Origin of the sequence: Paenibacillus doosanensis, from assembly GCF_025060755.1 — a bacterium.
Taxonomy (GTDB): domain Bacteria; phylum Bacillota; class Bacilli; order Paenibacillales; family NBRC-103111; genus Paenibacillus_S; species Paenibacillus_S doosanensis.
The window spans coordinates 85,577-102,762 of sequence record NZ_JANYUY010000013.1 but is presented as its reverse complement, the minus strand read 5'-3'; the positions used below and the strand labels follow the sequence as shown (position 1 = coordinate 102,762).

The following is a 17,186-nucleotide window of genomic DNA, read 5'->3' as shown; positions in this document are numbered from 1 at the left end:
GCGTTTTTCCATTGAAAATTCCGTGTAAAGTGATAGGATAAAGAATACCAGCCTTTGGTTCGGCGGGCTCCCGCGGGAGCTGACGCCGCCGACGGCTTTGTAACGAAAGACAGCTATAAGGAGAGAAGCATGATGAGTATGCACAAAGCTTTGACGATTGCCGGTTCGGATACGAGCGGGGGCGCCGGAATTCAAGCCGATTTGAAAACCTTCCAAGAAAGAGACGTCTACGGAATGACCGTTCTGACGACGATCGTGACGATGGACCCGGACAATAACTGGCATCACGGCGTCCATCCCGTGGCACTGCCGACGATTGAAGCGCAGCTGCAAACCGTACTCGGCGGCATCGGCGTCGATGCGCTGAAGACCGGGATGCTCGGCTCCGTAGAAATTATCGAGCTGGTCAGCGAAACGATTAAGAAGAAGGGCTTAAGCCGCATCGTCATCGACCCGGTGATGGTATGCAAAGGCAATGACGAAGCGCTTCATCCGGAATCGACCGTAGCGCTTAGAGAGCTGCTTGTGCCTCTGGCCGATGTCGTGACGCCGAATTTGTTCGAGGCCGCCCAGCTCGCGGGCCGCGCTCCGATCAAGACGCTCGACGACATGAAGGAAGCCGCGCAAACGATCCGCGAGTCCGGCGCCAAATATGTTCTGATCAAAGGCGGAGCGAAGCTCGATCATCCGACGGCTGTCGATCTGCTCTACGACGGTACGAGCTTCGAGCTCTACGAATCGGAGAAAATCGCTACGACCTGCACGCACGGAGCCGGCTGCACGTATTCCGCCGCCATCACCGCGGAGCTGGCCAAGGGAAGCGATGTGAAGCAAGCGGTATCTACGGCCAAAGCGTTTATTATGAGCGCGATCAAGCACGGCTTCCCGATCAATTCCTTCGTCGGCCCTACAATGCATTCGGCTTACAGAAAGTTCCAATAACCACTCACAAACGCAAACGCAGCACGGCCGCTGAATAGCCGCAGCGTTTCAAGGCGTGGCTAGTTGCGCTGGACAGCCAAAAAAGCCCCGGCTTCGGATTCCTCCTCGAATGGAGGGTACCCGATGCCGGGGCTTTATCGTGCCGGGTATCGAAGGTGAGGCCATCGTTTAGCGATTAGAAAGATCCATATCGTAATTCACCCATGTCATTTCCTTGAACCCCATAATAGCTTTAAATTCATGTACCAGACTATGGATGGACTCCAGATGATCTTGAGAAATTCCGGCAATTGCTTAACTTCCTCAAAAATCTCCTCCGTCCGTTCTCTGGACAAAGCATGCGGTGTTTCACCGGGGTATCTTTCCTCATCCATCCCCATCCGTGATCCTCGGCATTGTAAAAATAAAGCAGCGGCTTTTTTCGGGACAGCTCAGCTAATTTTTCGACTGTAGCCGGATGGCTCAAATATTGATCCTCCATCAGGATAACCGACCATATGTCGTTTAATTTCTCGATTCTGTCCTTATCGGCTAGCATCTCGCTAAATGTTTTATCGACACACTCGCTTGTCCGAAAAAGCGTTCCTACCGTAAATTCGCTCATCCTATGCATGCTCTCCCTATCATAATGAAAACCGCTTTTGAAAATTACGATCTTTCAACAATTATAGAACCTCAATCCTTATACGGATCGAACTCATCGGCTCCGGCCATGCAGACGCCGATCGGCTTGAGCACATGCAGGACGTCGATCGTATCGGCATGGGCATCCAGCACTTCCTGCAGCCTGCGATAGACGAAAGGGCTCTCGTCGGTTCCGGCTCCGCGCAGCTCGACGCCGAAGCTGCGGACCGCCGCTTGCATCTGCTCCGGCGAGATCTGGCCGCCCGAACGGCTGCGGGTTTTCCAGTTCATTTTGCCCGCAGCCTGCGTGCGGCTCATAATTCTGCCCGCGCCGTGAACCGTGCTGTAAAAGGCATCCCGGTTCTCCTCCGTCTCCTTGCCGCGCACGATGACCGAAATATCGCCCATGCTCCCTCCGATAAAGCCGAGCTGGCCCGGAGCCGAAGGCGTCGCTCCCTTGCGGACGACAATCGCCTCGCGACCGTGATGCCGCTCTTTCCAGGCGTAATTATGATGATTGTGCACCTCCAGCTCGGCCTCAGCCCCGAGCAGGGACAGCACCTGGGAGATGACATAATCTCTTCCCGCGTAAGCGTACCTGCCGGCCAGCTTCATCGCCCGGTAATACATATCGCCGAGCTCGCTGTCCATATCGAGCAGCACCGGCGGCTGATCCATGCTCTCCCCCGGAGCGCGCCCCAGAAATTCGCGGCCTGCGGCCAAGTTCAGAAATCCGCTCGCCGTCTTATGGCCGAACCCGCGGCTGCCGAAATGGTTGCCGATCCACAGTCTCCCGGTTCCGGTCTCTTCGAACAGATCGACGTAATGGTTGCCGCTGCCGACCGTGCCGAGCTGATCGCGAGCCAAAGCTTTCAATTTATCATGCTCCTGACGGCCGACCGCTAAGTAGACCGACCAATCCGGGTCGTCGAACAGCTCATGATCGACCTTCTCGCTGTTGGAGCGCCCGATCCCGAAGGAAACCCGCTTGGCGATCAGATCCATCACCGGCCCGATGCGCGGCATGATATCCGCCGCCTGCACATTCGTGCGAACCGCTTTATTCCCGCAGCCGATATCGTAGCCGACGCCCGATGGCGAGATCTGACCGTCATAGGCGACGACGCCGCCGATAGGCTGGCTGTAGCCTTTATGATGATCCGCCATCAGCAGCGCTTGTATCACATTGCCGTGAGACGCGCATATCCGCGCTTGGGCAAGCGCCCCTTCATCCGGCTTTCCCCACACCCGCACTCCGTCTATCACTTCATATGCCATGAATCATTCAACTCCTCGTCTTTCTATAATCGCTCTCGCGACGATAGTTCCATTTTCCCCGATAAAGACAGTGCCGTACATGGCGAAAGTATTACGACAAGCGCTCAATCCAGCAACCGGGCGCCAGCCGATCCCCCAAAAAGCGGCGCGCAGCTTGGCCGTTGAAATTGATCCCGCGCCTCGTTTCGGCAATCCGCTTGGCAACAACAAAAACCCGGGGATGCGCCTCACATAACCTATTCAGCGCGTCCCGCGGGTTCATCGATCGGGATATGAAATTGTAGATGTGCCGGGCAAGCCTCATGCTAAGAAGGCTGCATTTCCTTATCCTTCGACCAATAAGCGGCGCCCATCGCCAGCAGCAGCAGCAATCCGGTGACGAGGAAGACGCTGTGGATCGAGAACACGCCGCTGATCGCTCCGCCGACGAGCGGCCCCAGCATGCCTCCCAGCTGGCTGGCGGTCTGGTTCAAGCCGAAGGCGCGTCCGCGGAAGTCGGCCGGCGTCGTTCTGACGACCAGTCCGTTCAAGGCCGGGAAAACCGCGCAGAAGAAAGCCCCGTAAATAAAGCGGACGATCGAGAAGCCCCAAATGCCGTGGAACATAATTTGCGCCAGATTGCCGAGGCCGCCGACGAAAAGGCCGATAACGAGAATTTTATGAAAACCGATCTTATCGGCCAGCTTGCCCCACCGCGGGGCGAACAAAATGCTGGCGATCCCGACCAGCGAGAAGATGATTCCCGCCATGAGCGAGGCGTCCTTGGCCGAGCCGCCGATCTGCACGATGTACAGCGGCAGCACCGGCTCGATCGTCATTACGGAAAATTGGGTCAATAACGTCAAGCCGAGCACGGTCACGAACGGTTTATTTTTGACGGCCATTTTCATCGAGGCGATGATCGACGACCGGTCCTTGCTCGGGACGAACTTCTCCTCGTTCACCCAGAACAGCACGAGCAGCGTACTGCACAGCACGAACACTCCCGCGCTGGCGAAGGCGACGCGGCTGTCAAAAATTTTCGAAATCAAGCCGCCCATGAGCGGGCCCATAATACTCCCCGTCGCCGTGGAGGTGGACATCATGGACAGCGCGTAACCCACATGCTTCTCCGGCGTATTCGTGCCGACAAGCGCGATCGAACCCGGAATAAATCCGCTGAGCAGCCCTTGTAATAAACGAAGGATAAGCAGCTGATACGGGCTCGTTACCATGCTCGTCAGCAAGTAAATGACGCACAGGACGAAGCCCGCGCGAATAATCATCGGCTTGCGCCCGTATTTATCTCCCAGCGCGCCCCAGTAAGGCGAAGAAATAGCGCCGGCAAAAAAGGCCGAGCTGAACAACAGTCCCGACCACATTTCGATATTCTCGCTTACTCCGATATGTAATAAGAACAACGGCAAAAAGGGGATAACCATGGAAAAGCTTGCCGATGTAATAAAGCATCCTACCCATAGGAGCCATAAATTTCGTTTCCAAATCTCCATGACAACCTCCGCACCGTATAAACGACTCCCGATTAAAATAGCAAGACATTGTTTTCATTTCAATAATTGTCTTAACAATTTATTAACAGATTCATCGTAACATCCCGGCTTCTATCTGTAAACCCTCTCAACCGACCTTACTCGGGCGGGCTGTCCTATTTTTCTACAGAGAGTTCCAACGTTTGCAATCGGGTCATATAATATAAAAGGCTGGAGAACTGTCGCCGCAGCATACGACAAATTGCTGCTTTTTCCTTTGAAATTTGCTCCGGATTTTTATAAAATTATAGCAGTATTAATTCAACCCACTCATCGGAGCCTATGGAAAAGACAATGAAATGAGGGTGGATGCATGCCGAGATTATTGTATGAATATATTTACGTCAACATGTGGATCTTGCTCTTTCTCACCTTGATGTGGGCTAACGACGGCCATATCTCGGTATTCGAATCCGTTCTGCTTATCGCCTTCTCCGTGACGGTGATGGCGTTCGTCGGGAAGAAGCAGGTGCGTTCGGAAGGAAGCGGCCGCTACCGCAAGCCGCCTTTTTGACCGGTATTTTATTGGCCATCGTCAACGCCATCGAACGCCGTGTCCTTCCGCGATGAAGCCGCGTCCAAGCGCCGCCGTATGGCGACGGCGATCTTATAACAGCCCCGCCTGCTCTCCTTGAGCGGACGGGGCATATTCGGCGTACCCGGCGGGACAGACTCGCGCTTACTCCTCCGGCTGTCCCGAGGCTTTGCGCAGTTCGTTGGCCAGACGGTGAAACTCCTCCTTGCCGGCCTCGTCGTTCGCCGCGAAATACCCGGCCTTCATAAATTCGATCAGCTTATTCGCGTCGCTTACGCTGAGAGAAACATTGGCCCCGGCTGTGTTCCACCAGCCCTCTTGTCCATAAGATTCGTTCAGATCGACGGCGATGCCGTTTACCGTAATATCGTTTTGGTATTGATAGATGTTCGCTCTCGCCGATTTTTTGCCGCCGCTCCAAGCATACGTTTGCCATGCGCGCGAACAGGCTCCTGCCGCCATTACCGCTTCAACTACGGAATAAGATCCGTATACCCCGGTATTGTACCCGGGCGTCGCTTCGCTTGCTGCGCGAATATAGCTGATGACCGAGCTCATCTGAGCGGACGAGGCATCGAAGTCGACCGCGAAATAGATCGTGCTTCCCGGCGGCTGCCCCATTTGCCCCGCCAAGGCCAGCGCCGACGCGCCGTCGTACAATCCCGCCGCTCTTGCGCCCAAGGCCCGGTCCGCCGTCGTTTCATAGACGGAGACGATCTGCAATCCGGCATTGCTGATCGTATCGACCTCTTGCCGGGTCAAAGCTTTCCAACTGCTCGGAACGAGGTAGCGGGCGACAAAAACGTACCCGTCCCGCTCAAACGCCGCAGCTGTGTTCGCCGTAAGCGGTGTTGCGCAGTCAAATCCTTTGGCCATGTTGCATCTCTCCCTTTTGTCGTCTGCCGCAGCAGCACGCTATTACTATAAGTTATGCAAAAAAAGCTTCATAGTTAGTGATTATAGCCCTGCTCAATTTAAACAGGCGTTTAACCAGCTAGGTCGAAGCTTCAAGCCGCCCCGAAATGAATTCGTCCTTGCAACCGGCTTTGACCAGCGCGCATAATGAGAAAGGAATACAGTCAAAATAAAGGAGAGTTCCTATGTTTTCTTACATAGATCAGCAGTACGACGAGGTAGATTTCAGTCAAAAAGATTTGCGCGGCGGCGAATTAAGCCATTGCCTGTTTCAGCGCTGCCGGTTTCGCGGGACTTATTTGGAGGAAATATGGACGACAGGATGCCAATTCATCGACTGCGATTTTAGCGGCGCTCAGTTGAACGGCTCGGTCCACAAAGGCACCGCCTTCACCAATTGCCGATTTCGCGGCGCGAACCTGTTTGCGGCCAAGCTGGAGGAATGCAAAATGGTCGGCTCCGATTTTTCGGAATGCACGATGGACGGCATTACGATCGTTCGCGGGGACTGGTCTTATACGAATTTGCGCCATGCTCGTCTCGGTAAGCAGGATTTGCGCGAAATCCGTTTTGTCGAGGCGGATTTATATGAATGCAGTCTGGAGAAATCCGATCTCCGGTCGGCCGACTTGACGCGGGCCCAGCTGGGCAAAGCGCGTATCCAGGGGGCTGATTTGCGCGGCGCCGTTATGGACGGGGTCGACTTCAAATCGCTTGATGTCAAGGGAGCGCGGATGGATGCGGGACAGGCGATCGCGTTTTTACGCTCGTTCGGCGCCAAGGTCGAATAGCAGTCCATGTCAGTCATCGCCCTGAACAATCTGAATCAAGCGGGTTTCCTTATTCAGGATAATGAATATTGCCGTGCGGTTTAACCCACAATAAAGGCGCACTGCAAACCATGGATATAAAGGAGCCTATCGTACATGCACACAGCGATGTCCAATCAGATTAACCAATGCGAGCAAATGATCCAGCAGTTGATGAGCCAAACCCAGCAAGCGAGCCAGATGTATCAGCAGCTCTTGCAGCAAGAGCAGCAAAACGCGCTCCATCTGGAGCAATTGGCGCAGCGGGAGCGGCAGGCCGTCCATATGATCCAGACCGCTCTGCACGGGCATCAGCTCGCCATGCAGCAGCTGCAGCAAGTAGCGCAAATTTGCAGACAGCTGGAAAGTCAGCAAATGGCCTTAGGCGGATATTCCGAATACAATCCGTCCGGCATGCCGGCGTATCCAAGCGGCAGAATGTATCAATAACCGCTTCGCTAACCGGATCGCTTTTGGCGCATGGAGCGCGCCCGAAGCGGTCTTTTTTTCTATATGTGAAGGCGGGCGCTCCTACGAATAAAAGGTTAAGGCAGCCGAATGAATAAGCTGCCTTAACCTTGTCGAACATGCCGATGCCGCATGCGACGATGTCGGATTTAACGATGGCGAAGTGTATCGTCGCTTTCGCGCGGACTGTTTTGAGCGGGCTGCGTTTCATGGTTCTTCAATACTTGATCCGCATAATTCGGATTGGTATTGTATTTGTTTCCTTCGTTCTTCTTCATTCCTTTTGCCATTTCGTTTCACCTCCGCACATATCGGGTTGCAGAATGAGCTTCTACGCCCTTAGGATATACAAGTCCGATTGAATCATGCACGGGCTAGGACAACGTCTGACGCGCCCGGATCTCTTCCCGCGCCTGATCGTTCATCTTGGCCGGAGTCCATTTGGGTTCCCAAACCAGCTTGACGTCGACCTCATTGACTCCGGGCACCTGCCCCGCCGCCTTCTCCACATCGGAGACGATCGTATCGGCGAGCGGGCATTCGGGAATGGTCAACGTCATCTTGATGGACGCCTTTCCGGCTTCGCTAACGGACACATCGTAGACAAGCCCGAGATCGACAATGTTGACGCCGATTTCAGGATCGATCACTTCTTCCAGCGCAGTTACAACGCGGTCTTCTAAACTCATGCTGTCGCACCTCCCTCCAATAAATCTAACTTCTTCCTGCCGGGCCGACCCTGATGGCAACGGGAGCTTCTGCCGTATCGCTTTTCCTCGCCGTTAAATTTCCATAATAATCGGTAAAATAACGGGCTTGCGCCCGGTGCTTTCATACAGGTAGCGTCCTAACACGTCTTTGACGCCGATTTTGAGCGCGCTCCATTGATAAACATTTTCCGCTTGCAGCCGCGCGATCGTTTCGGCTACAAGCCGGTTGGCTTCTTCCAGCAGCGATTCGGATTCGCGGACGTAGACGAAGCCGCGCGAAATAATATCCGGCCCGGATACGATCTGCCCCTCGGTCCTGCTCAGTGTAACGACCACGACCAGCATGCCGTCTTCGGACAAATGCTTCCGGTCCCGCAGCACGATGCTGCCGACGTCGCCAATGCCCCAGCCGTCCACCAGGGTGTTTCCGGCTTGAACTTTACGGGCTTGCATCGCGGTTCCGTTCTCGATGTCGACAACATCTCCGTTGCCCACGATAAAAATATGACCGGGGTCGACCCCTACCGTTTCGGCCAATCGGCCGTGCAGGTGAAGCATCCGAAACTCGCCGTGAATCGGGATAAAGTATTTGGGCTTCATCAGCGTAAGCATCAGCTTAAGCTCTTCCTGGCTGGCATGCCCGGACACGTGCATACCCGTCACCGTTCCTGAACCGTAGATGACCTCCGCTCCGAGCCGATACAAGTTATCTACCATGCGCGCCACGCTGCGTTCATTGCCCGGGATCGGCGTAGCGGAGAGAATTACTGTATCTCCGGGCAAAATCGCAACCTGACGGTGCATGGAGCCGGCCAGCCGCGACAAAGCGGACATCGGCTCGCCTTGGCTTCCCGTGCACAGGACGGCGATCCGGCCGGGAGGCAGCCCGTTTACTTCTTCCGGCTTTACCATCATGCCTTCGGGTATGCGAATATACCCGAGCTCCGCGGCGATGGCGACGACGTTTTCCATTCCTCTGCCGAGCAGGGCAATCTTGCGCCGGGTTGCCACGGCCGCGTCGATGACCTGCTGCAGCCGATGAACGTTCGATGCGAAGGTGGAGAAAAATATTTTCTGGCGCGCCTTGCGGAAGGCCTCCAAAATATGCTCTCCGACATTGCGTTCGGACGGCGTGAAGCCGGGACGTTCGGCATTGGTGCTCTCCGACAGCAGCGCCAACACGCCGTTTTTGCCGATATCCGCCATCTTGTGAATGTCCGCGTACTGTTCGTTGACGGGGGTCAGGTCGAATTTGAAATCTCCGGTATGAACGACCGTTCCTTCCGGAGTCTCGAAAGCGATGCCGAGGCAGTCGGGGATGCTGTGATTGGTTTTGAAAAATGCAGCCGTGATCGAGCCCAGCTCCAGCCGGGAATCCGAGTCGATCGGAATCAGCTTCGTTTGCCCAAGCAGACGAGCCTCCCTTAATTTCGCTTCGATGAGCCCCAGAGTCAGCCGCGTGCCGTGGACCGGCATATTCATTTGTTTCAAAACATAAGGCAAACCGCCGATATGATCCTCGTGACCGTGGGTAATGATCAACGCCCGCACTTTATCGCGATTTTGCATCAAATAAGAAATATCGGGAATGATGAGATCGATTCCCAATAAACTTTCGTCGGGAAACTTCGATCCGCAATCGATTACGACGATATCTTTGCCGTACTGCACGACGTACATGTTTTTACCGATTTCATTTACGCCTCCGAGGGCGAAAATGGATAGCTTTTGGCCTGAGCCTCTCACGAAAACACCCCCTCGAATATCTATTGGTGTCTAGTATCATTATTTGTCCGCGCCGCCGTTATCATGCATAAAGGCGCGCCAAGCTCGCAGCCAAGCCAAATCCAAATCCCCGGTGAGCTTTGAGAAAAACGCCGCTGGACGTCCTTTCACAGATGTCCAAGCTGTGTTCAGAGATGGCTTCCGCTGAGGTCAAAAAACAGGCAGCCCGCGAAGGGGGCAGCCCGTTTAGTCAAGTCTATCGCCTTATTGCAAAATATGGCTTAAGCAAGCCCGCGGCGTACGGCCTGCAGCAAGCTTCCCTTGTTCGACGTATCCTTCCTCGCGGCCCTCAAGCTCTGCGACGAGACGTTCCCTCCAAATGCCAACCCGCTCCTCGCCTTCAGGCCGGGCAGCCAAATTAACGGTCTCCTGCGCATCGCTGCGCAAATCGAACAGCTGCTCCTCGCCGGTCTGGGAGTACCAAATATATTTCTCGCGCCCGTCCGTTACATAATGGTTGGACAAACTCCCGAATGCATGCTCCCCATGGATGTATTCCCGCCATGGCGCCGCTTCCCCGCGACAGAGAGGCAGCACGCTGCTCCCGTCGACGGATTGCGGAACGGGCGCGCCGGCGGCGTCCAGCATCGTCGGCATCAGATCGCGCAGCTCGATCACCTCGTCGACCTGCCCGCCTTGGCGCAGGCCCAGACTGCCCCCCGGATCGTACACAATAAACGGAATTTTCGCGCTTCCCTCATAAGGAAGCGCTTTGCGGAAGAAATGATGATCGCCGAGCATGTCCCCGTGATCCGATGTAAACACGATTAGCGTATCGCGAAGCACTCCGTATTCCTGAAGCGCGTTAACGAGCCTCCCGATCTGATCGTCAATATGCGTGATCAAGCCGTAGTAGGCTGCGCGCGCACGGTTCAATCTGCGCCGGGAAACGACGCCGAAGATCGTCGTCGGATCGCTGGAGCCTCCCGCCTCCATTTCCGGACTTACCCAATCCCCTACAGGAGGCTCCGGCATGTCGGCATCTTTATACATATCGAAGTAAGCTTGCGGCGGATCGAGCGGCGAATGCGGGCGTACGAAGGATGTCCATAGAAAGAACGGCATGCCGGGGTCCCTCCGCCGCAAAAAGTCGATCGACTCAGTTACCGCCCAATTCGTCGGATGAAGATGCTCGGGCAGATGCCACGGCCTGCCGACCGTAGAAGCGTTGCAATCGAGGCCGAGCTCGGTAATATCGCGGCCCATTCCCGCCGATTCGCGAAGCCACCGCAAATAATCGTCGCATTCGTCAAAATGCCGGTTCGTCGTCGTAATATGCTTGTCGCGGTAGTAATGAAAATACCCGTCATGAAGCGCCACATGATGGAAGCCGCACAAGCTGCGGGTCGGATACACATGCATCTTGCCGACGCATTGCGTGTGGTACCCGGCCTTCGCAAGCTCGCCGGGAAGCGTATGCTCGTATTTCCACGGAACGCCGTCCTGATAACCGACCCGTCCGTGCGAGCGCTGACTCATACCGGTGAAGATAGCCGCCCGGGCCGGGACGCAGGTCGGCGTCGCCGAATAGGCGCTGCGAAACAATACACCGGAACGGGCCATACTATCCAGGTTCGGAGTCTCCACGACCGGATGCCCCATAACGCTCAGGCAGTCCCAACGCATCTGATCGACGGTTATCAGCAAAATATTAGGTCGCCGCTGCTGCAATGTAACGATCCCCTCTCCGTTTATTTTTTCAGCTTTTTCCACTCTTCGTTCGCCTGCTTCTCGATCTGCTGCCCGCCCTGTTGATAATACTTTTGCACGAACTCGTCATACTTTTCTACCGGCCATACGCCCGTAATGATCTTGATCAGGTATTCCGGCCACAGCTTCGCTTCAAGGTCCGGATAATCGAGCTCCGCCTGCACCGTTCGCCAAAGCTGGTTCGGGATCACATATTTGCCGGCCAGTTCAAGCGCCGAGCGCACCTCCGGCGTCGTCCAGCGCCTGTCGATAATAAATACCATCCGAATCGGATTGGAGTAGCCCCGCTTGTACAGATCGGCATAGCTGACCGTTTGCGTAATCGTATTGCTCGCCTTGTCGAAGGTAAAGTCTTTGCCCTCGATCCCGTAAGTGACATAGTTGAAACCGCCGTTCTCCGTATCCGAAGCCATCCATTCAAGAAATTGGAACAGCTTCTCCGGATTTTGCGCCTTGGCGGACATCGCCCGAAGCGGAGCCGACGCAGCCGCGTTCGTCTCCGGGAAGCCCTGCTTTCCGTCCGGTCCTTTGGGCGGCGCGATCAGCGACAGCTTGGCTGACGGCGTCGCCTTAACCAGCGAGCCGGCAACCGGATTCGCCTGCGGGTTAACCAAATACCCGTCGTCTTCCCATACGCCTACCTTGGAACCGACGATTTTCTCCTCCAGCTGCTTTCTCTCCATCACCGGAAAGTCGGGGTCGATCACCCCCTCCTTATACCACTGTTGCAGAACGGCAAGCGCTTGCTTCGTCTCCGGCAGCACCATGCCCTTTTTGATTTGGCCGCCGCTCTCCATCCAATGGGTCGGCGCAATGCCGAATGCCCCGAAGATCGACCGGAACTGCGTCAAAAGCGCCTGGTTCGTCTGGATCGTCTTCGTTGCTCCGAAACCGACCGTGTCGTTTTTGCCGTTCTTATCCGGGTCCTGCGTGACGAACGCTTTCAGGACATCATGCAGCTCGCCGATCGTCGTCGGCTGCTTCAGATTCAAATTGTCGAGCCAATCCTGCCGGACGAGAATGGAGGTCACGCTCGGCGTATTGAACGCTTCCGGACGTGTGCCGTTCGGTACGGCGTAAATTTTGCCGTCGTAAGTCACCTGATCCCAATACGGCTTCGGAATCGATTTGACCAAGTTGGGCGTTTGTTTCAAATACTCGTCGATCGGCTTCACGAGTCCCTGCTCAATGAACCGGGATAACGTCTTCGCATCGATATCGAAATAGTCGGGCAGCTCGCCTGAAGAAGCGAGCAGGTTCAGCTTGGTCGTATACTCGTCTCCCGCCGCGATCGTCACCTTGTAGTCGATCCCTTTGATTCCGGACTTGCCCAGCGCCTCCAGAATCACCTGCCTGGCTTCGCCGCCGTCGGCCGGAAACTCCGGAAAGCCTCCGTTGCGCAAAAATTGCAGCGTAACCGGTTTGTCCCCCTTATCGGGGGCCGAGTCGGCGGGAGCCGTAGCGGCGTCTTTGCCGCTGCACGCGGCCAGCGCCAATGCCAATACAGTAATACCGGTAACGGCCAACAGCCGTTTTTGTCGTTTCATCGAAAGACCTCCCTTATATCGTACGATTTGAAAATGTCCTTGACGCTTCACGATTTTACCGAGCCCAGCATAACGCCTTTCGTAAAATAACGCTGCAGAAACGGATAGACGGCCACAATAGGCAGGATGGACACGACGATCGTCGCGGCAATGACCGATTCCGTCGTCGTATCGTCGAGCTGGCCCAGCTGCTGAGCGATCTCCTGTCCGGCGACGATTTGTCTAAGCAGGAGCGGCAAGGTCGTAAGCGACTGATCGTTCAAATAAATGATCGCTTGAAAGAAATTGTTCCACAGCGAAACGGCGACCCATAAGGCCAATGTGGCCAGCACCGGCTTGCAAAGCGGCAGTATGATCGAGGCGTAGATCCGGATCGGGTTCGCCCCGTCGATCATGGCCGACTCTTCCATTTCCTCCGGAATCGCCCGGATAAAATTCAGCATGATGATCAGGTTGAAGCCGGATGACAGATTTAGCGCGATGATCGCCCACAGCGAGTTTACTAGGCCCAATTGTTTGACCGCCATATAAGTTGGGATCAAGCCGCCGCTAAATATCATCGTGAAGACGATTAGCAAGAGAAAGGCGTTTTTCCACGGCAGCGTCCGTTTGGCAAGCGCATAGGCGGCGCTCGAGGTGACGAGTAAATGCAGCGCCGTGCCGACGGCTGTAATAAAGATCGTATTCGTGTAGGCAAGCCCGATAAAGCCCGAATCCATAATATGGGAATAAGCGCTCCAAGTAAATTCCCGCGGCCACAGAAACAATCCGCCCCGCATCGCCTCATCGCGTGAACTGAGCGATAACGAAATTTCCCGCCATAACGGATAAATCGAAATTACGCTAAGCAGCGAGAGGAATGCCGCATTTCCCGAATCGAATAATCTGGATGCAGCGCTTTTTTTCATAAGCATCTCACCATATTCCGCGTTCCCCCATTTTTTTGGCCGCCGAATTCGTCAGCAGCAGCAGCAATAAGCCGACCAGCGATTGGAACAAGCCTGCCGCCGTCGCGAACGAATAGCGTCCCATCGTAATGCCTACCCGATACACGTAGGTATCCAGCACATCCGCCACATCAAATACAAGCGGGTTGTAAAGCACGTAGATTTGGTCGAAGCCGACATGTAAAATTTGCCCGGTTCTTAGGATAAGCATAATGACGATCGTACTCGCAATGGACGGGATCGTAATATGTCGTATAAGCTGATACCGGTTTGCGCCGTCCATTCGCGCCGCTTCATAGAGCTCCGGATTAATGCCGGAAATGGCCGCCAAATAAATGATCGTTCCCCAACCGATTTCCTTCCACATTTCCGTTAGAACCAGAAGCCCGCGAAACTTGGCCGGGTCCATAAGAGGCGATGTCGCCAGCCCGATCATCGCGGTTACTCCCGTATTGTTCGAAAATAAGGAGACCAGAATGCCGCCGAGAATGACCCAGGATAAAAAATGCGGGAAATAGACGATCGTCTGAACAACCCGCTTGAAAGCGGCCCGGTATACCTCGTTCAGCAGCAGGGCGAGCACGACCGGCGCCGGAAAATTGAACAGCAGTTTGTACAAGCTGATAACGGCCGTATTTTTCAACGCGATCCAAAAATCCGGAGAATCCAGCAAAATCCGAAACCATTTCAGCCCCGCCCAAGGGCTGCCCATCATGCCGTCCAGCAGCCGAAAATCCTTGAAAGCGATTGCAACTCCGGCCATCGGCCAATAATGAAATAACAGAAAATAAAGAAGCCCCGGCAAAAGCAGCACGAAATAATATTTGTGCTTGCGGAGCTCATTCCAGTTATGGCGAAACAGAAGACGAGTTAGGTTCCGCTTCGATTCGCGCATAACGGCGGTATGATGCATAGCCATTTCCTCCTTTACGTCAGATGATGTGTTTACGGCTCCATCATACACCGGGGCACGGGGCTGCCGTAAATGTCCACTCTTTGATCCGGATGGAGAAAATAGCGCGGTATCGCGGATTATCATAAACTCAACATGGCGCATCAAAAAGGCTACATCCACTGTTTCCGGTATTCTCCCGGGGTCGTACCTTCATATTTCTTAAAAAAGCGGATGAACGTATGGACATCGTTGTAGCCGATCGCTTCGCTGATTTGATTCAGCGATTGCGCGGAATCGACGAGCAGCTGCTTGCCCTGCTCCAGCCGGTACTCGGTCAAATATTCGAGCGGAGACTTGCCCACCTCGGCCTTGAAGAGCCGGCTCAAATGCCCGCTGCTGATGCCGATCGCCGCCGCAATGTCGGAGATCGAAATATTCTCCTTGTATTTCCCTTCGATATAGGTCAAAGCCTGACGGATATAAGGGCTGATCTGACGCTGTTCGCGCACCGCTTCCAAATAATCCATCACCGATTTCAGCTGATTGCTGATAAACGCCTGCAGCTCGAGACTGTTGCCGCTGGTTTGCAGGTTCAGCAGCCCCGCTTCGTCGACCAGCGGACCGATGTCATACCCTTCTTGAGCAAGCGAGCTCATGATATGGCTCATCAGCATAACGAGCATCTGCTGCAGCTTGGGAAGCGGATACCGGCTGTTATGAATGTAACGGTGAAACAAATCGGATATAAGCTCCTCCGCCTGCTCCCGGTTTCCGGTCATTAGCGTATTGAGCAGAAGCTTCTGGTAAGAAGCCGGATATTCGAACTGCTGAGGCTCGTTCCATTCATTCGCATAAAAGATGCCGGAATGCGACAGAAAAGCTTTGTAAGCCATAACCCGCCTTGCCTGCTCGTAAGCCTCGTGCACGCGATGAAGAGGTCTGACGCCTCCGATGCAAAAATGCATCGAAACATCGAGATGCTCCCTCGCCTTCGTGACGATATCTTGACAGCAGGCCTCCAGATCATGAATCGTCTCCTCCTGAAGCTCGCTGCGTTCCGTGTTAAGCAAAAACGCGAATTGGACTTTACCGAGCACGCTGCCCGCCGCCTGAAATCGGGTATTGAGCAGTTCCTCGGCCAAGCTGTACAAAACCAGATTATACCTGGATTCGTTCTCCCTGTCGGCGATCCTCAGCTCCCCGGAGATGACAATAACGATAAAATACGGATGCTCGAAAGGCACGCCCCATTCGGCGAACCGGTCCCGCAGCGTCCGATCGTCCTGCGGATGCGGATAGTGGAACAGATCGCGCACCAGATGATCCCGCAGCACCGGCTCGTTATGGCGGATCGTATCGATCAGATTATGAATCGCATGATCGACGACCGCATACACATCGCCTTTGGAGGCTTCGAATGTTTTCAGCACATAGCCCTGCAGCCGCTCTTCCACCCGTCTCCAAGGGCCGTAGAGGATGGATGCGAACAAATAAGCCAGTCCGATTCCGAGCGCAAGCACGGCTGCGAAGATGCCTGAGACTTTCAGCAAAATATGCGACATTTGCCCGCTGTACGCTTCGTAGGGCGTAAGATTAAGCAGCGTCCAACCGTTAACCGCGCTCTTGCTGGCCGTAATGAAATATTTGTTCGGGCCGTGTCCGAGGACATCCGTTCGCGTTTGACCGGGCTGCAGCTCGCGCGCGACCGCTTCGGCGTCCAGACCGTCTACGGGTCCCGAGGCAAGCCGGTTTTGAGGGTCGATGACGACAATATTCCCCAAGCTATCCGGCGACAAATGCTCAATCGTTTGCAAAAAAACATCCTTGTTGAAATTGATGTATAGGACGCCGAGCGGCGTTTGCTCCGTGACGGGAACGATTCTTACGAAAGTGAGAACGTCCGAATCGACCGTATTTACCCCCGTGCTCTCGTGAAATCTTCGAACTCCGGTCCATACGGCGTAACGGCTTCGCCCGAGACGGTCCATCTCATGAATAAAGGCCGCATCGTAAAAATCGTTTAGGCTGTACAAGCCTTCATTGGTGGTCAGCACTTTGTTATTTTGCAAAATGTGAATATACACCGATTGAAATAAAGAATTGTACGAAGTCCATCCCCTCAGCAGCTCCTTGACAACGAAAAAATCATAGGCCGATTTCTCAAACGGACGGTTCAGCATTTCCACGATAGAGGGGTTGAGCGAGGCTTGCAGCGCGATCCGGTCCGTATTTTCGAAAAATATGTCCAAATTTCTTGAAACCCGGTCCATGTCATTGTTGGAAGCGCTTACGATCGATTCCTTAACATTATTGGCATAACCGTACATATATACGCCTAGAAATAAGCAGGTAGGAACAAGAATCGTAATCAGGAACAGCGCGAGATGTTTGCGAAATACGTTTTTACGAAAGATCCCCCTTGAAAGCCTCATACATCCAATCCCTCCTTGCGTCTTCCTCTAGCGTATCGCTCTTAAAACCAATTGTCCAGA

Annotated in this window: 17 protein-coding genes; 5 read left to right on the top strand and 12 right to left on the bottom strand. The window is 54.3% G+C overall.

The genetic code is table 11. The features are described 5' to 3' along the window. The first annotated feature begins 132 nt into the window (after positions 1 to 132). Positions 133 to 942 (top strand): pyridoxine/pyridoxal/pyridoxamine kinase, encoded by an 810-nt coding sequence (pdxK, locus tag N0M98_RS12115; RefSeq protein WP_259618040.1) that lies wholly within the window; start codon positions 133 to 135, stop codon positions 940 to 942. A 250-nt stretch (positions 943 to 1,192) separates the two neighbouring features. Here the strand turns inward: pdxK and N0M98_RS12110 are convergent, their stop codons facing one another. Both N0M98_RS12110 and N0M98_RS12105 read right to left on the bottom strand, forming a co-directional pair. After that, a complete protein-coding gene (locus tag N0M98_RS12110) occupies positions 1,193 to 1,546 on the bottom strand; it encodes a hypothetical protein (RefSeq protein WP_259618010.1) in 354 nt (117 codons plus the stop codon). Positions 1,547 to 1,617: 71 nt separating this feature from the next. Beyond that, entirely contained in the window at positions 1,618 to 2,844 is a 1,227-nt protein-coding gene (locus tag N0M98_RS12105) for an RtcB family protein (protein ID WP_259618009.1), read from the bottom strand. Between the two features lie 79 nt (positions 2,845 to 2,923). Between N0M98_RS12105 and N0M98_RS12100 the strand changes: the two genes are divergently transcribed. Further along, entirely contained in the window at positions 2,924 to 3,079 is a 156-nt protein-coding gene (locus tag N0M98_RS12100; protein ID WP_259618008.1) for a hypothetical protein, read from the top strand. Positions 3,080 to 3,149: 70 nt separating this feature from the next. Here N0M98_RS12100 and N0M98_RS12095 read toward each other — a convergent pair whose 3' ends face one another. Beyond that, entirely contained in the window at positions 3,150 to 4,334 is a 1,185-nt protein-coding gene (locus N0M98_RS12095; protein ID WP_249861867.1) for an MFS transporter, read from the bottom strand. A gap of 352 nt (positions 4,335 to 4,686) precedes the next feature. Here N0M98_RS12095 and N0M98_RS12090 point away from each other — a divergent pair, with 352 nt between their 5' ends. After that, positions 4,687 to 4,887 (top strand): hypothetical protein, encoded by a 201-nt coding sequence (locus N0M98_RS12090; protein WP_249861866.1) that lies wholly within the window; start codon positions 4,687 to 4,689, stop codon positions 4,885 to 4,887. A 165-nt stretch (positions 4,888 to 5,052) separates the two neighbouring features. Here the strand turns inward: N0M98_RS12090 and N0M98_RS12085 are convergent, their stop codons facing one another. Next, the gene (locus N0M98_RS12085; RefSeq protein WP_259618007.1) at positions 5,053 to 5,784 is read right to left on the bottom strand and encodes a DUF1906 domain-containing protein; all 732 of its coding nucleotides are present in this window, start codon (positions 5,782 to 5,784) and stop codon (positions 5,053 to 5,055) included. 224 nt (positions 5,785 to 6,008) lie between these two features. On the opposite strand from N0M98_RS12085, the gene N0M98_RS12080 reads away from it, so the two are divergent. After that, on the top strand, positions 6,009 to 6,614 hold the full coding sequence (locus tag N0M98_RS12080; protein WP_259618006.1) for a pentapeptide repeat-containing protein: 606 nt from the start codon (positions 6,009 to 6,011) through the stop codon (positions 6,612 to 6,614). 135 nt (positions 6,615 to 6,749) lie between these two features. Then, on the top strand, positions 6,750 to 7,082 hold the full coding sequence (locus tag N0M98_RS12075; protein WP_249861863.1) for a hypothetical protein: 333 nt from the start codon (positions 6,750 to 6,752) through the stop codon (positions 7,080 to 7,082). 167 nt (positions 7,083 to 7,249) lie between these two features. Here N0M98_RS12075 and N0M98_RS12070 read toward each other — a convergent pair whose 3' ends face one another. The 8 genes from N0M98_RS12070 to N0M98_RS12035 all read right to left on the bottom strand — a co-directional run bounded on the left by N0M98_RS12070 (position 7,250) and on the right by N0M98_RS12035 (position 17,126). Continuing rightward, positions 7,250 to 7,390, bottom strand: a complete 141-nt coding sequence (locus N0M98_RS12070) for a hypothetical protein (protein WP_249861862.1) — start codon at positions 7,388 to 7,390, stop codon at positions 7,250 to 7,252. Between the two features lie 84 nt (positions 7,391 to 7,474). Continuing rightward, a complete protein-coding gene (locus N0M98_RS12065; protein WP_259618005.1) occupies positions 7,475 to 7,789 on the bottom strand; it encodes a metal-sulfur cluster assembly factor in 315 nt (104 codons plus the stop codon). A gap of 93 nt (positions 7,790 to 7,882) precedes the next feature. Further along, the gene (locus N0M98_RS12060; protein WP_259618004.1) at positions 7,883 to 9,556 is read right to left on the bottom strand and encodes a ribonuclease J; all 1,674 of its coding nucleotides are present in this window, start codon (positions 9,554 to 9,556) and stop codon (positions 7,883 to 7,885) included. Between the two features lie 243 nt (positions 9,557 to 9,799). Further along, on the bottom strand, positions 9,800 to 11,221 hold the full coding sequence (locus tag N0M98_RS12055) for an arylsulfatase (RefSeq protein ID WP_375295477.1): 1,422 nt from the start codon (positions 11,219 to 11,221) through the stop codon (positions 9,800 to 9,802). A 65-nt stretch (positions 11,222 to 11,286) separates the two neighbouring features. Continuing rightward, positions 11,287 to 12,852, bottom strand: a complete 1,566-nt coding sequence (locus tag N0M98_RS12050) for an extracellular solute-binding protein (protein WP_259618002.1) — start codon at positions 12,850 to 12,852, stop codon at positions 11,287 to 11,289. A gap of 47 nt (positions 12,853 to 12,899) precedes the next feature. Continuing rightward, complete coding sequence (locus N0M98_RS12045) at positions 12,900 to 13,760, bottom strand: carbohydrate ABC transporter permease (protein ID WP_249861858.1); 861 nt, start codon at positions 13,758 to 13,760, stop codon at positions 12,900 to 12,902. 7 nt (positions 13,761 to 13,767) lie between these two features. Continuing rightward, positions 13,768 to 14,712 carry an ABC transporter permease gene (locus N0M98_RS12040; RefSeq protein WP_259618001.1) on the bottom strand — a complete coding sequence of 315 codons (945 nt, stop codon included), beginning with the start codon at positions 14,710 to 14,712 and terminating at the stop codon, positions 13,768 to 13,770. 152 nt (positions 14,713 to 14,864) lie between these two features. Then, positions 14,865 to 17,126 carry a helix-turn-helix domain-containing protein gene (locus N0M98_RS12035; protein WP_259618000.1) on the bottom strand — a complete coding sequence of 754 codons (2,262 nt, stop codon included), beginning with the start codon at positions 17,124 to 17,126 and terminating at the stop codon, positions 14,865 to 14,867. Between the last annotated feature and the right edge of the window lie 60 nt (positions 17,127 to 17,186).